The 14,114-nt window shown below is 68.0% G+C and carries 18 protein-coding genes; 11 read left to right on the top strand and 7 right to left on the bottom strand.

Annotated features, from left to right (window positions below):
* Nucleotides 1–63: 63 nt before the first annotated feature.
* The 5 genes from tuf to ABD346_RS15220 form a co-directional block, all read right to left on the bottom strand.
* On the bottom strand, nt 64–1,257 hold the full coding sequence (gene tuf / locus ABD346_RS15240; RefSeq protein ID WP_053731194.1) for an elongation factor Tu: 1,194 nt from the start codon (nt 1,255–1,257) through the stop codon (nt 64–66).
* Between the two features lie 159 nt (nt 1,258–1,416).
* Nucleotides 1,417–3,543: an elongation factor G gene (gene fusA, locus ABD346_RS15235; RefSeq protein ID WP_189963081.1), complete on the bottom strand. Its 2,127-nt coding sequence runs from the start codon at nt 3,541–3,543 to the stop codon at nt 1,417–1,419.
* Between the two features lie 39 nt (nt 3,544–3,582).
* Nucleotides 3,583–4,053 carry a 30S ribosomal protein S7 gene (gene rpsG, locus ABD346_RS15230; protein WP_053731192.1) on the bottom strand — a complete coding sequence of 157 codons (471 nt, stop codon included), beginning with the start codon at nt 4,051–4,053 and terminating at the stop codon, nt 3,583–3,585.
* 2 nt (nt 4,054–4,055) lie between these two features.
* On the bottom strand, nt 4,056–4,427 hold the full coding sequence (gene rpsL, locus ABD346_RS15225; RefSeq protein WP_003948652.1) for a 30S ribosomal protein S12: 372 nt from the start codon (nt 4,425–4,427) through the stop codon (nt 4,056–4,058).
* Between the two features lie 307 nt (nt 4,428–4,734).
* On the bottom strand, nt 4,735–5,193 hold the full coding sequence (locus ABD346_RS15220) for a helix-turn-helix domain-containing protein (RefSeq protein WP_344375247.1): 459 nt from the start codon (nt 5,191–5,193) through the stop codon (nt 4,735–4,737).
* 271 nt (nt 5,194–5,464) lie between these two features.
* Here ABD346_RS15220 and ABD346_RS15215 point away from each other — a divergent pair, with 271 nt between their 5' ends.
* Genes ABD346_RS15215 through ABD346_RS15205 form a run of 3 tightly spaced genes read left to right on the top strand, consistent with a single transcriptional unit; the run spans nt 5,465 to nt 6,800 of the window.
* Nucleotides 5,465–5,848, top strand: coding sequence for a WhiB family transcriptional regulator (locus tag ABD346_RS15215; protein ID WP_344375246.1), 384 nt, complete (start codon nt 5,465–5,467; stop codon nt 5,846–5,848).
* A 23-nt stretch (nt 5,849–5,871) separates the two neighbouring features.
* On the top strand, nt 5,872–6,558 hold the full coding sequence (locus ABD346_RS15210; protein WP_344375244.1) for a hypothetical protein: 687 nt from the start codon (nt 5,872–5,874) through the stop codon (nt 6,556–6,558).
* 5 nt (nt 6,559–6,563) lie between these two features.
* Nucleotides 6,564–6,800: a hypothetical protein gene (locus tag ABD346_RS15205; RefSeq protein WP_344375434.1), complete on the top strand. Its 237-nt coding sequence runs from the start codon at nt 6,564–6,566 to the stop codon at nt 6,798–6,800.
* 79 nt (nt 6,801–6,879) lie between these two features.
* On the opposite strand, the gene ABD346_RS15200 is transcribed toward ABD346_RS15205, so the two are convergent.
* Nucleotides 6,880–7,182, bottom strand: coding sequence for a hypothetical protein (locus tag ABD346_RS15200; RefSeq protein ID WP_344375243.1), 303 nt, complete (start codon nt 7,180–7,182; stop codon nt 6,880–6,882).
* 489 nt (nt 7,183–7,671) lie between these two features.
* On the opposite strand from ABD346_RS15200, the gene ABD346_RS15195 reads away from it, so the two are divergent.
* The 4 genes from ABD346_RS15195 (at nt 7,672) to ABD346_RS15180 (ending at nt 9,558) form a co-directional block, all read left to right on the top strand.
* Entirely contained in the window at nt 7,672–8,079 is a 408-nt protein-coding gene (locus ABD346_RS15195; RefSeq protein WP_344375242.1) for a hypothetical protein, read from the top strand.
* A gap of 78 nt (nt 8,080–8,157) precedes the next feature.
* Nucleotides 8,158–8,733: a phage tail tube protein gene (locus tag ABD346_RS15190; RefSeq protein ID WP_344375240.1), complete on the top strand. Its 576-nt coding sequence runs from the start codon at nt 8,158–8,160 to the stop codon at nt 8,731–8,733.
* 121 nt (nt 8,734–8,854) lie between these two features.
* The gene (locus tag ABD346_RS15185) at nt 8,855–9,145 is read left to right on the top strand and encodes a hypothetical protein (protein WP_344375239.1); all 291 of its coding nucleotides are present in this window, start codon (nt 8,855–8,857) and stop codon (nt 9,143–9,145) included.
* Between the two features lie 65 nt (nt 9,146–9,210).
* Nucleotides 9,211–9,558 (top strand): hypothetical protein, encoded by a 348-nt coding sequence (locus tag ABD346_RS15180; RefSeq protein WP_344375237.1) that lies wholly within the window; start codon nt 9,211–9,213, stop codon nt 9,556–9,558.
* 23 nt (nt 9,559–9,581) lie between these two features.
* On the opposite strand, the gene ABD346_RS38625 is transcribed toward ABD346_RS15180, so the two are convergent.
* Nucleotides 9,582–9,824 (bottom strand): hypothetical protein, encoded by a 243-nt coding sequence (locus ABD346_RS38625; protein ID WP_425582996.1) that lies wholly within the window; start codon nt 9,822–9,824, stop codon nt 9,582–9,584.
* Between the two features lie 273 nt (nt 9,825–10,097).
* Here ABD346_RS38625 and ABD346_RS15170 point away from each other — a divergent pair, with 273 nt between their 5' ends.
* From ABD346_RS15170 to ABD346_RS15155, 4 genes are read left to right on the top strand one after another with little or no spacing between them, the layout of a single operon-like run.
* A complete protein-coding gene (locus ABD346_RS15170) occupies nt 10,098–10,703 on the top strand; it encodes a hypothetical protein (RefSeq protein ID WP_344375235.1) in 606 nt (201 codons plus the stop codon).
* Nucleotides 10,704–10,742: 39 nt separating this feature from the next.
* The gene (locus ABD346_RS15165) at nt 10,743–11,807 is read left to right on the top strand and encodes a phage tail family protein (protein ID WP_344375233.1); all 1,065 of its coding nucleotides are present in this window, start codon (nt 10,743–10,745) and stop codon (nt 11,805–11,807) included.
* A gap of 39 nt (nt 11,808–11,846) precedes the next feature.
* Nucleotides 11,847–13,007, top strand: coding sequence for a hypothetical protein (locus tag ABD346_RS15160; protein WP_344375232.1), 1,161 nt, complete (start codon nt 11,847–11,849; stop codon nt 13,005–13,007).
* 25 nt (nt 13,008–13,032) lie between these two features.
* Nucleotides 13,033–14,091: a phage distal tail protein gene (locus ABD346_RS15155; RefSeq protein ID WP_344375230.1), complete on the top strand. Its 1,059-nt coding sequence runs from the start codon at nt 13,033–13,035 to the stop codon at nt 14,089–14,091.
* The last annotated feature ends 23 nt before the right edge of the window (nt 14,092–14,114 follow it).

Genomic DNA, 14,114 nt, shown 5'->3' with positions numbered 1-14,114 from the left:
ACCTCGAAAGGTGCGGGGCTCTTCTGACAGCTCAGCGAGCTACCAGGTCAGACGGTCAAGTAATTACTTGACGATCTTGACGACCTGGCCGGCGCCCACGGTCCGGCCACCCTCACGGATGGCGAACTTCAGGCCCTCCTCCATGGCGACCGGCTGGATCAGCGCGACCGTCATGGCGGTGTTGTCGCCCGGCATGACCATCTCGGTGCCCTCGGGGAGGGTAACGACACCGGTCACGTCAGTCGTACGGAAGTAGAACTGCGGGCGGTAGTTGTTGAAGAACGGCGTGTGACGGCCACCCTCGTCCTTGGACAGGATGTACGCCTGGGCCTCGAACTCGGTGTGCGGGGTGACCGAACCGGGCTTGATGATGACCTGGCCGCGCTCGACGTCCTCGCGCTTGATGCCACGAAGCAGCAGACCGACGTTCTCACCGGCCTGGCCCTCGTCGAGCAGCTTGCGGAACATCTCGATGCCGGTGACCGTGGTGGTGGTCTTCTCGGTCTTGATACCGACGATGTCGACGGTCTCGTTGACCTTCAGGACACCACGCTCGATACGACCGGTGACGACGGTGCCACGACCGGTGATCGTGAAGACGTCCTCGATCGGCATCAGGAACGGCTTGTCGACGTCACGCTCGGGCTGCGGGATCGCCTCGTCGACGGCGGCCATCAGGTTCAGGACCGACTGGCCCCACTCCTTGTCGCCCTCGAGCGCCTTGAGCGCCGAGACCTTGACGACCGGCAGGTCGTCGCCCGGGAACTCGTACTCGGAGAGGAGCTCACGGACCTCGAGCTCGACGAGCTCCAGGATCTCCTCGTCGTCCACCATGTCGGCCTTGTTCAGGGCGACAACGATGTACGGAACGCCGACCTGGCGGGCCAGGAGCACGTGCTCCTTGGTCTGCGGCATCGGGCCGTCGGTGGCGGCAACCACGAGGATCGCGCCGTCCATCTGCGCGGCACCCGTGATCATGTTCTTGATGTAGTCCGCGTGACCGGGGCAGTCGACGTGGGCGTAGTGACGCGACTCGGTCTGGTACTCGACGTGCGCGATCGAGATCGTGATACCGCGCTGGCGCTCCTCAGGAGCCTTGTCGATCTGGTCGAAGGCCGAGGCCTCGTTCAGGTCCGGGTACGCGTCGTGCAGCACCTTGGTAATGGCGGCCGTGAGGGTCGTCTTACCGTGGTCAATGTGACCGATGGTGCCGATGTTGACGTGCGGCTTAGTCCGCTCGAACTTCGCCTTCGCCACTGAGTCCTCCTGTGGAGTGGTTCTGTACGCCTTGCTTCATCGGCGCCAGGTGATCTTTGCTGGGATGCCGGGGCCCGGGGCATTCACCGCAAACCTGATGGTTTACGCCGAATGCCCCAGTGGCTCCGGTGACAAGCCTAAAGCGTGAACTCGGAAGAGTTACTCGCCCTTGGCCTTCGCGATGATCTCCTCGGCGACGTTCCGCGGAACCTCGGCGTAGGAGTCGAACTGCATCGAGTAGCTTGCGCGACCCGAGGTCTTGCTGCGGAGGTCGCCGACGTAGCCGAACATCTCCGAGAGGGGCACGAGGCCCTTCACGACGCGGGCGCCGCTGCGCTCCTCCATGGCCTGGATCTGGCCACGGCGGGAGTTGATGTCACCGATGACTTCACCCATGTAGTCCTCGGGCGTGACGACCTCGACGGCCATCATCGGCTCAAGGAGCACGGGAGAAGCCTTGCGCGCGGCCTCCTTGAAGGCCTGCGAACCGGCGATCTTGAACGCGAGCTCGGAGGAGTCGACCTCGTGGTAGCCACCGTCGAGAAGGATGACGCGGACGCCAGTCATCTCGTAGCCGGCCAGGATGCCGAACTGCATGGCCTCCTGCGCACCCGCGTCCACCGACGGGATGTACTCCCGGGGGATGCGGCCACCGGTGACCTTGTTCACGAACTCGTACGACGCCTCGCCGCCCTCGATGGGCTCGATCGCGATCTGCACCTTGGCGAACTGACCGGTACCACCGGTCTGCTTCTTGTGGGTGTAGTCCACGCGCTCGACGGTCTTGCGGATCGTCTCGCGGTACGCGACCTGCGGCTTGCCGACGTTCGCCTCGACCTTGAACTCGCGACGCATACGGTCGACGAGGACGTCGAGGTGGAGCTCGCCCATACCACCGATGATGGTCTGGCCGGTCTCCTCGTCCGAGTGAACCTGGAAGGAGGGGTCCTCCTCCGCGAGACGCTGGATGGCGACACCCAGCTTCTCCTGGTCACCCTTGGACTTGGGCTCGATGGCGACCTGGATCACCGGCGCCGGGAAGTCCATGGACTCCAGGATCACCGGGGACTTGTCGTCGCACAGCGTCTCACCGGTGGTGGTCTGCTTCAGGCCCATGACGGCGACGATGTCACCGGCGCCCACCGACTCGATCTCCTCACGCTTGTTCGCGTGCATGCGGTAGATCTTGCCGATGCGCTCCTTCTTGCCCTTGACGGAGTTCAGCACCGAGGTGCCGGCCTCCAGGCGACCGGAGTAGATCCGGATGAAGGTGAGCTTGCCCAGGTGCGGGTCGCTCGCGATCTTGAACGCCAGCGCCGAGAGGGGCTCCTCGTCGGACGGCTTGCGCTTGACCACGACCTCCGGGTCCTTGACGTCGTGGCCCTCGATGGCCTCGACGTCCAGGGGGGAAGGCAGGTAACGGACCACGGCGTCGAGCAGGGGCTGGACGCCCTTGTTCTTGAACGCGGTGCCGCAGAACACGGGGGTGACGGTGGTGTCGCCGCCCTTGCCGGACGCGATGGTGATACGACGCACCGCGGCGTACAGCTGCTCCTCGGTGGGCTCGACGCCCTCGAGGAAGAGCTCCATGATCTCTTCGTCGTTCTCCGCGACGGTCTCGACCAGCTTGCCGCGCCACTCTTCAGCGGCCTCGGTGTGCGTGGCCGGGATGTCGACGACGTCGTACATCTCGCCCTTGGTCGCTTCCGCGGACCACACGAGGGCCTTCATGCGGACCAGGTCCACAACGCCCTCGAAGTTGGCCTCGGAACCGATCGGCAGCTGCATCACGATCGGGGTGGCGCCGAGGCGGTCCACGATCATGTCCACGCAGCGGTGGAACTCAGCGCCGGTGCGGTCGAGCTTGTTGACGAAGCAGATACGCGGAACGCCGTAACGGTCGGCCTGACGCCAGACCGTCTCGGACTGCGGCTCCACACCGGCGACACCGTCGAACACGGTGACCGCACCGTCGAGGACGCGGAGCGAACGCTCCACCTCGACCGTGAAGTCCACGTGGCCCGGGGTGTCGATGATGTTGATGGTGTGGTCGACGTCCTCGAGCGGCCAGTGGCAGGTCGTCGCGGCGGACGTAATCGTGATGCCGCGCTCCTGCTCCTGCTCCATCCAGTCCATCGTGGCAGCGCCGTCGTGGACCTCACCGATCTTGTACGAGACACCGGTGTAGAACAGGATCCGCTCGGTGGTGGTCGTCTTGCCCGCGTCGATGTGGGCCATGATCCCGATGTTGCGGACCTTGGCCAGGTCAAGTGAAGTGGTAGCCATATCGGCTCAGTCTTCTCTCGGTCTCGATGTGGGTAGCGACTACCAGCGGTAGTGCGCGAAGGCCTTGTTGGACTCGGCCATCTTGTGGGTGTCCTCACGCTTCTTGACCGCAGCGCCGAGGCCGTTGGAGGCGTCGAGCAGCTCGTTCATGAGGCGTTCGGTCATGGTCTTCTCACGGCGGGCGCGGGAGTAGCCCACGAGCCAGCGCAGCGCGAGGGTGGACTGACGGCCGGGCTTGACCTCAACCGGAACCTGGTAGGTCGCGCCACCGACACGGCGGGACTTGACCTCGAGGGACGGCTTGACGTTCTCCAGCGCGCGCTTCAGCGTGATGACCGGGTCGTTGCCGGTCTTCTCGCGGAGGCCTTCCATGGCGCCGTAGACGATGCGCTCGGCGGTGGAGCGCTTGCCGTCCAGCAGGATCTTGTTGATCAGCGAGGTGACAAGAGGAGAGCTGTAGACCGGGTCGATGATGACCGGGCGCTTCGGGGCGGGGCCCTTACGAGGCATTCTTACTTCTCCTTCTTGGCGCCGTAGCGGCTGCGAGCCTGCTTACGGTTCTTGACGCCCTGCGTGTCGAGGGAACCGCGGATGATCTTGTAACGAACACCCGGCAGGTCCTTCACACGGCCACCGCGCACGAGCACGATCGAGTGCTCCTGCAGGTTGTGACCCTCACCCGGGATGTAAGCCGTGACCTCGATGCCGGAGGTCAGACGCACACGCGCGACCTTACGGAGCGCCGAGTTCGGCTTCTTCGGGGTGGTCGTGAACACACGCGTGCAGACGCCACGACGCTGGGGCGAACCCTCGAGCGCGGGCGTCTTGTTCTTCTCGACCTTGTCCTGCCGGCCCTTCCGGACCAGCTGCTGGATCGTAGGCACTACTTCTCCGGTTTCTGTGTGCCGTAGTAAAACTAACCTGGAACACGTCTCCGACCCACGCGGTCGGGTGTGTCGAATACTGCAGACCCCCACCCAAAGGCAGGAGAAGCGCAGATTGCGGTGGCCGGTCCAGAAGCTCGCGCTGCGGACGTAGGCACACAGCGGAGCCCAGGCACACCCCAGGCACAAGGTCTGAGCGTACCTACCTCATCGACTTGGGTCAAAACAAATGCCGTCCACCCCGACACGCCGGTGAGCAGCCCCTCGGTCGCCCCGCCCGGATCACGGGTGCGCCGAGGGGCGCCGCTCAGCTGCTCGCCGAGCGGCGGGGGTGTACGCCCTGGGGGCGGGCACCGCTCACCGCGATGATCATCTCGGCCATCTCGACGAACTGCCGGCGGTGGCTGTCCGGGATGCCCAGGAGTTCGGCCGCCTCCGCGGGGGTGGCGCTGCCCCGCCCGCCGTCCGCGCCGCCCTTGCGGGGGCCGTCCGGCAGCGGCAGGTCCTCGGCCGTCACCCGGCCCGACTCGATCAGCATGTCCCGCAGCCCCACCCCCAGAACCCGCGCGAGGGCGCGCATGGTCTCCAGGTCGGGCAGGCTCTGCCGCTGCAGCAGCCGGGTCACCGCGGCCCGGTGGACGCCCGCGTCCTCCGCGAGCCGGGACCTGCCGCCGCCCCGCGGGCTGTCGATGTCGTATCCGCGCTCGCGCATCAGGTCCTCGACCCAGCCCGCAAACCGCTCCATATCCGAGCTTTTCTCGCCCATAGCACGCTCCCTCCGCAACAAAGCCGACCCTACCGTCCGTTCGCGCGCGCAATGACCAGCATGAAGTGCGAGTCCGCAACTAGCCACCCCACCGGGCAAAAACCCGGTATACGCAGGGCCAACCGGCCGGAAACAGGCCACGGAACGTTGATCCCTCACAACCAAGAGCAAGATTTGTTGCGCACTCGCACGCAATATCGGTACTGTTGATTGCGCCACCGCAACAAGAGGGACCGCAACCCCTCCCGCTTCCCGAGAGGGACTCCATCCCATGCCCGCACCCGCGCCCGTCCGCGCACCCCTGCCCCGGGGCGCCCACCCCGCCGCCCGGCGCTCCGAGGACTGGCGTACACACGCCGCCTGCATCGGCCTGCCCGACGATGCCGTCTTCGCCCGCGAGCCCGAGGCGGCCCGGCCCGCCCTGCGCGCCTGCGACATCTGCCCCGTACGCCGTTCCTGCCTGGAGGCCGTCGCGCCGCGCCACAGCTGGTTCGACGGCGTCAGCGGCGGGCGCCTGTGGCGCAACGGCCGACCGGTGAGGATCCCGGCCGGTTCCGACCGTCCCCACACCGCCGACCGCCCCCGTACGGCCGACCGCCTTCGCGCGCCCTCCGCCGGTTCCGGCCCGGACCGCCGTCCGGAGCCGCAGTCATGAGCACGAGCACAGGAGCAGCAGTCATGAGCCACCGCCCCGACCCCGCCGCCGTCTGGCTGGGCATCCTGCTCCGGCAGTTCCCCGAGCTGCACCAGGAGCTCGCCCCCAGCCGGGGCGCCCGCCCGCTCGGCGCCGGGCGCTCGGGCCGGCCCACCGCGCCGGCCGCGCCGATACGCCTGTTCATCTCCGACACCATCCGCGACATCACCGACGGAGTGGTGGAGCTGGAGGAGGCGGTCACCGAGAAGCTGCGCCTGCCGCGCCCGCCGCGCGGCACGGTCGAGCAGCGCCTGGCCCGGCTGATCGGTCTGCTCGACGAGATCGCGGCGCGCCCGGTCCTGGCCGAGCACGTACGGGGTGAGGCCCGCCGGATGGCCCGCCGCTGCTCGCTGGCCCTTGGCGACGCGGAGAGCCCGGTCCGCGTCGGAGGCCGCTGCCCGTACTGCGACTCCGTGTCCCTGCGCGTCTTCCCGCACCGCGAGACCGTCCTGTGCGTGAACCCGGGCTGCCGCTGCGCCGAGGCGGAGTGCGGCTGCCGTACGGACGCCGCGCACCGGCACTCCTGGGCGCGGGCCGACTGGCAGCGCCTCGCGGAAGCGACCGACATCGACCCGGCGGAACTGACGGCGGCTCAGGACGCGGAAGAACCGATGGAGGGGCTGACGGCGGGGCCGGCGGTGGCGCGCGACACGGAGGGGGTCTCCCGATGAGCCCGATGAATACGTCGCGCACGGCCACGCGTACGACTCCCCCCTACGCCCCGGCCGGGGCCCTCGTCACCACGGCGATGGCGGCCGAGGAGGCCGCGGTCGCCCCGGACACCATCCGCAAGTGGGTCCAGCTCGGGCACATCGCACCGGCGGGCCGCAGCGGCCGCTCCCATCTCTTCCACCTGGCGGACGTCTTCGCCGCCGAGCGGGCCACGCGCCGGCCCCACGAGCTCCGCGCCTGAATTCATCTCCGTACATACGAGTGCCCCGCAGCCGGGATGACTGCGGGGCACTTCTGCGTGCTCTGTGCGCGGCGGACCGCTAACGCACCCGGGGCCGCGGCGAACCGCTGCGCCCGGCCGGGCCGCGCACGTCCCACGCGGGCACCTGGTAGACCTGCGCGTCGGCCGGGGTGTCGTCCCCGAGGGTGGCCATGGCCTCCTGCCACCCGGTGACGAACCCGTTGAGCTCCGCGTCCCCGATGACCCGCTCCGCCACCTTGCCGACGACGGCGGAGAGCGCCCGGGCGACCTCGGGAGTGAAGGACCCGGCGGCGGCGGAGTCGGCGGCCACCTCCACAGTGGCGGTCACGACGTCCGAGACGCGCTCGCTGTACACACTCACCGCGTGACTCCTCCGCACCCCACGACCTGCTCGCTCATGCCACCCCCAGGTGCTCTTTGCCGGCCCATATGCCCTTCCGTGCCACTCCCGGGGATCTGTCACGAGATGCCCCAGAGTGCGCGACAACCACAAACCTAACCCGAGGAACTGACACTGTGTTCCCTGAGGGCCGGACCCCGGAGCCACCACGGTTCCCCGAGGGCCGCACCCCCGGAGCCCCCGGCGGACGGGGGTTCCGGCCGGAGGGCGTAATTGCGTACTCGAAACTCCAAGTTGCGAGCCCGGACGATCTCGTTCACAATAGGTGCAGCGGCGGAGCTGTGCCCCCAACCGGGGCGCGGCGTCCGCCGCTTCGCGTTGAGCGCTCCGGTGCGTACGGGCCGAACGGCAGCCCGCTCTCCCGCCCTCCGCACTGCCCCGCGCGGCCGTGCCCACCGGCCGCTCGACGCACGACGGCTCCGTTGGAAACCCCTTGGAAAGGAGGCTCGGTTGAACGAGGCCCTGCTGGCGTTCCCCGATGTGGAGCGCCTGATCGTCGACCACCTCAAGTACCGGCCGGAGCTGGCCGGGGTGGCGGTCGACAACCGCCCGCCCGCCAACTTCGACGGTACGCAGCAGGCAGTGCTCGTCTCGCGGACCGGCGGCGCCTGGGTCGACGACCTCCATCTCGACCAGCCGCTCGTCGAGTTGGAGGTGTACGGCAGGACCAAGACGGAGGCACACACCGTGTCGCTCTCGGTCCGCGCCGCGCTCCTCCAGCTCCGCGGCACCTCGTACGGCACCGCGGTCGTCACCGACGTCGTGGAGACCGAGGCGGTGCGCTGGCTGCCGGACTACAACCGGCCGGCCGGCAACCGCTACCTGACGACGGTGCGCCTGTCCCTGCGCCCGTCGTAACCCGCCCCTTCCACCACTGGGCCCCGCCGACTTCCGGCGGGGCCCTTCGCACATCCCGAACGAACCAGGAGAACCACCATGTCCGGAATGAACCCGAGCGAGATCCGCGTGGCCGGCACCGGCCGCATCTTCCTCGCCAAGGTCGGCACCGACGCCCCCGCCGACACCACCGCCGACTGGGGCACCGCCTGGCACGACCTGGGTTACACCAGCACCGACGGCGTGAAGTTCGGCCGCAAGGGCAAGACCGCCAACATCGACACCTGGCAGTCGCTGACCCCGGCCCGCACCATCTACACCGAGCGCGAACTGACCCTGAAGTTCGGCATGCTCCAGCTCAACGAGGACACCCTGCCGTTCTTCTTCGGCGGCGGCGAGGTCGTCGAGACCGCCCCGAACTCGGGCCTCTACAAGTACGAGATCCACAGCGACCAGGGCGAGGACGAGCGCGCGCTCGGCGTGGAGTTCACCGACGGCGCCGAGGTGCGCTACCGCTTCGTGGTGCCGCGCGGTCTGGTGACGGTCAGCGACGACGTCGACCTCAACCGCAAGGGCGCGGTGAAGCTGGGCGTCACCTTCACGGCCATGGCCACGAAGCCGGACGCGCCGCTGGCGACGTGGCTGATGAAGGACAAGGCGTTCGCTACGAAGTAGCGCGCCGGGGGCGGGGGTTGAAGCCCCGCCCCACCCGAATGGGGCGCCGCCCCACGCCCCCGTCGCCGGGGCGGCGCCCCTCTCCTTCCCCCCTTCTTCTCAATTACTTAGGAGCAGCACCATGTCCGGATTCGATGTCAACGCGGCCCGCGCCCAGCGCCTGGAGGCCCACGGGGCCGCCTGGTCCTTCCAGTTGGACGGCGACACCTTCGAACTCCCCACCGAGATCGGCCACCGCACGGCCCGCGCGCTGCGCGAGCTCGACGACAGCGACGTCGACGGGCTGCTCGGACTGCTCCTCGGCGAGGCGCAGTTCAAGCGGTTCCTCGACCACGACGTGACGATGCAGGACATCGCCGCGATCCTGGAGGCGTACGGCAAGGAGACCGGGCTCGGCCTGGGGGAAGACTGAGCCTCGACGCGTTCGCCGAAGAACACGCCGAGGCTCTGGAAGCCGACCTGCTGCGCCATTACGGCGTGGACCTGCTGGACTGGCACCGCGGGGCGGTGTCGTCCCGCCGCCTCGCGGTCCTTGTGAAGCACCTGCCACGCGACAGCGCGGTCAACCGCGACCTGCACGGCGAGGCGGTGGAGTGGGACGCGTCCACCCATCTGCTGGCCGCGACGGTGGACCACCTGGCGGTGGCGAACTGGATGACGGCGACGATCAATTCGGGCGAGGACGCGGACCCGCTGGAGTATCCGGAGGGGGTGCCGCGGCCGCAGCTGAACGGCGAAAGGCCGGATGCCGATGCCGCGCAGGATGAAGACCACCCGGCGCCGGGACAACCCAGCGCCGATCAACTGATGCGCTTCTTTTCCTGAGCCGGTAGCCATGCGGGGAAGCCTCAGAAGATGTTGTAGAAGATTACGTACACCCACAGCAGCTGGGGTATGAGGAAAAATCCTTCCAGGATCAGCATGGCCCGAGTTGTGAACTTCTGGCCAGGTTCTCCGTCCAGCCAGCCCTTCAGCTGCGCACGGTCGGAGTGCAGCGGGTCGTAGACGACCTCGACCTCGTCACCCGGCTCGATCGGCATCGAGTAGTTGGGGCGGGTCCGGTGCGTAGACCTTCTGCCGTCCTTCGTCACATATTTGATGGTCGATATTGACGCGTTCTCGTCCCACGAAATCCTCACACATTCCCCGGTGACGGTAACTCCGCGCTGCTTCAGTATGCGCGCCCGGGAGCGCGGAACCATGACGAAGGCATAAAAGAACGGAAGCGGAACTAACAGTCCGATTCCGATCACGATAATGACACCCACAGCAGTAATTCCCCCCTCAAGAGAAGCAAAAGAGAAGGTCATCTTAACACCCGAAATCACCACAAGATCGCCCCGATTGGCGAGAAATGGTACGAAATGTCAGAATCCACGGAAGCCCATCCCTCGCCAGCCAAGGGTCCCATTCCTGAATGGCTGAACGACCTCGGCAGATTGCACTACTTTTCGAAAGAAGAGGGGGATCTGCTCAAGTCCAAGGTGAATGGCCTGAGCGTCGGCCTGGATTACGTAAAGCTCGGCCTGGGCGTGACAGCTCTAGGCTTGACTGCCGTGAAAATCGACTTCACAGCACTCAAGATCGACGAGAAGGGAATCGTCCTCTTCGGCAAGCAGAAGGTCACTTGGCCGCACGCCAGGGACGACAAGGCCAAGGGCGAGTCCGCCGAAAAGGCCATGACGAAACGCATGGACAAGATCGATGCAAGGATTCGGGAGGTTTCCAGACTTCGCACGGCCGCCGCGAACAACCGCGACGACAAGTATCTGCAGAAGAAGTTCGCTCGAGATTTCGGCAAGCTGCAGAAGATGCAGAGCAAGATAGAAAAAGCACAACAAGAACTGAAACGAGTCCATGCGGCAGATGAATCCAAGAAAGGTAATACCCGAAAACTCCGCGACGACGAGAGCGGAGACATAGCAAGGACCGCGCAAGCCGTACAGAGGCTGACCGTTGCGATCGGCTAGCGAAGAGACGGGGTCGTTCCACCAAGGAGAGGAAGCCACATGTCCCTCGTCCAATCCCTAACCAGAGCCTCCGGCTCCCTAAAAGGATTCAAAACAGGAATCGACGGCGCCGGCCGCTCCGCCGGATCGCTCGGTAAGCAGGCCGGGACGGCCCATACCAACGTCGGGCGGATCAAGGGGGCCGCTCAGCAGTCCGCTCGTGAGCTCAAGGGGATGAAGACCGCCGCCGACCAGGCCGCCAAGTCGGTGGGGAAGGTCGGCAAGGAGGCCGGGACCGGTGGGGTTTCCATGGGGAAGCTCCAGGGCGGGCTCAAGAAGGCCGACGGGGGGTTCAAGGGGCTCAACAAGGCCATGAAGGGCAACGTCATCGGGATGCTGCTCGAACTCTTCGCCCCGCTCATCGAGAAGGTCGTCGCCATGGCGACCAAGTCGAAGGCCATGCAGAAGATCATGAAGGTCGCCTTCGACGTCATCGGCAAGGTCGTCGACACCGTGATGAAGGCGATCGGGCCGCTGATGAAGGCGACCGGGAAGGTCATTTCGTCGGTCTGGAACGGGATCAAGGGGGCTATTCTGCCCATCGCCCTGTGGATCGCCAGCTTCATCCCCGGCGCGTTCGACACCGTCAAGAACGCCCTGTCCGGCGCCTGGGGCGGGCTCTCCCGCTTCGCGGGGTCGGTCTTCGACGGGATCCTGTCGGCGGTGAAGTCCCCGCTCAACATGGTCATCGGGCTCATCAACTCCGCCATCGGCGCGCTCAACGGCATCCACGTCTCGATCCCCGGCTGGGTCCCGCTGGTCGGCGGGAAGACCTTCGGCGTCAGCATCCCGAGGATTCCGATGCTCGCGGAGGGCGGCATCGTCGCCCCGCGCAGCGGCGGCGTGCCCGCGATCGTCGCCGAGGCGGGTGAGTCGGAGGCGGTCATGCCGCTGTCGAAGCTGGACCGGCTGCTGAGCCGTACCGCGGCCCGTGCCGCGTCGGCCCCGGCCGGGCTGGGCGGGTACGGCGACGGGTTCCACATCGAGAACTACTACGCCACCCAGAGCACCGACCCCCAGGACACCGCCCGCGCCCTCCTCTTCCTCGCCAAGGCCCGGGGATGAGCCACACCACCCGGAACACCCCTCGGAGGGAGGACACCCATGGCCGCAGCCCCGGCCCATCCGCTCGCCAACTCCAGCGGCGCGTTCCGTAACTTCGGCGGCTCGGTCGGCCAGGCCGCCCGGGCCGCCGGGAGCGCCCGGATCGGCATCACCGGCGCCGCCCGTGCCGTCGACCGGATCAAGGCATCCACCGCCCAGGCCGGCAAGAGCATCAAGCAGTTCGCGACCGGCGCCGACGCGGCCGGCCGGGCCGCGGGGGCGCTCGGGCGGCAGGCTGCCGGGGCCGGCTCCGGGATCCTGAAGGTCAAGTCCGGCGCCCAGCGCGGCACCCGCGAGCTCAAGAACCTGAAGCGGAGCTCCGACGGTGCCGCCAAGTCCATCGGTCTTGCAGGCAAGGGCTCCGGCGCGCTCGGCAAGGTCGCCACCCTCTTCGGCGGCAATCTGAAGATCGCCGGTGCGGTCATGACCGCGGTCAACCTGGTCATGAAGGCCAACCCATGGGTCCTGGTCGCCACCCTGCTCGCCCCGTTCGCCGAGCAGCTCATCGAGTTCGCGCTGAACTCCGAGCTCGGACAGCAGCTCATGGAGACGGTGTTCTCCACCGTCGGCAGCCTCATCGAGACCGCCCTGACGTACATCGCTCCCGTCGTCACCGGCTATCTGACCGTCGTCCTCGGGTTCTGGAAGGGCCTCGCGGACGTCATCAAGCCGGCCCTGAAGTGGGTCACCACGTCCGTGCCGGGCGCCTTCCGCACCGTCAACTCCGCCATGGAGAAGGCACTTCACGGCATGGGCGGCTTCCTGGAGAGCGGCTTCCAGATGGCCGTCGGCGTCATCAAGGGCCCGATCAACGGGCTCATCGCCTTCGCCAACTGGGTCATCGACGGACTCAACAGCCTCAGCTTCACCTTCCTCGGCAAGCACTTCGGCGTCGACCTGGCCAAGATCCCGATGCTCGCCGAGGGCGGGGTCGTCTCCCCCCGTACCGGCGGCGTCCCGGTGATCCTCGCCGAGGCGGGCGAGGCCGAGGCCGTCCTGCCGCTGTCCAAGCTCGACGCGCTGCTCGCCCGCACCGCCGAGGCGGCCCGCACCGCGCGGCCCGCCGACCGCACCCCCCGTATCGAGCACTACCACGAGCCCGAGGGCCGCGGCTCGTACGGCATCGCCGAGGAACTGCTCTTCCTGGCGCACACGACGTAACCCAGAAGGTGAGGGCCAACCACCCATGCCCCCAGCACAGTTGACCACCACGACCGAACCCCCCGGCTCACTGATCACCCGCGACGGGCAGATCCAGTGGGCCGGACTTCTTTTCGGGCCCGGCACGGACTACGAGATCTCCGACAGCGGTCTCACCGGCTGGGCCGACCTCCCCGGCCTCGACAGCGGCGACGTGCTGCGCCCCGACCAGCACGGTGCCTGGCCCGGCGCCCAGTGGTCGCAGGCCCGTACCGTCACCGCGTCCGTCTGGCTGCTGCCCGACCAGCGCGAGCAGGCGGCCGCCGTGGCTCAGCGGTTCCGCGCCGCGACCTCCGTGCACGCGGGCGAGCAGTGGCTGGCCGTACGGCTGCACGGCGAGACGCTGGCCGTGCGGGCCCGGGTCAGCCAGCGCTCGATTCCGCACGACCGGATGTACGTCACGCAGGGCGCCGCCAAGGCGACCGTGCAGTGGGTCTGCGCCGATCCGCGCCGCTTCTCGCTCGACGTGCAGTCCGTACGCACCGGGCTTCCGCTGCCCGAGACGGGCCTGACCTGGGAACGGCCGCCCGCCCAGACCGTCGACCCGAACCAGCCGCCGCCCAAGCCCGACGAGGAGACCCGGCCGACCGGCGCCCCGGCCGCGCTCGTCGCCCCCACCGAGGCGCCGCCGGCCCCCGTTCCGGCCTCCGGCCTCGCCTGGCCGCTGGGGTGGGGCACGGCCAGGTCCACCGGGCTCGCCACCGCGTTCAACAGCGGCGACGCGCCCGCCAACCCGGTGATCGAGTTCCGCGGCCCGGTCCGCAAGCCGTCGCTGACCCGGCTCGGCGACGGGCTGCGCCTGGAGTACGACATCGCGCTGGCGGCGTCCGACGTGCTGACCGTCGACACCGGCGCGGGCACGGTGCTGCTCAACAACACCGCCTCGCGCATCCACACGGCCTCGGCCTGGTCCACGCCCGAGCAGCTCTTCCAGCTGGCGCCGGGCCAGAGCACGTTCGGCTTCCGCTGCGAGGCGGGCTCGGCCCCGGGCCCCGCCGGGCCCCAGCCGTCGGCGACGGTCACCTGGCGCAACGCCCACTGGTAAAGCGCGACCGCACCTCAACTTCC

This window comes from Streptomyces mauvecolor (assembly GCF_039532965.1).
GTDB lineage: Bacteria > Actinomycetota > Actinomycetes > Streptomycetales > Streptomycetaceae > Streptomyces > Streptomyces violascens.
This window is presented reverse-complemented; position numbering and strand designations above follow the sequence as displayed.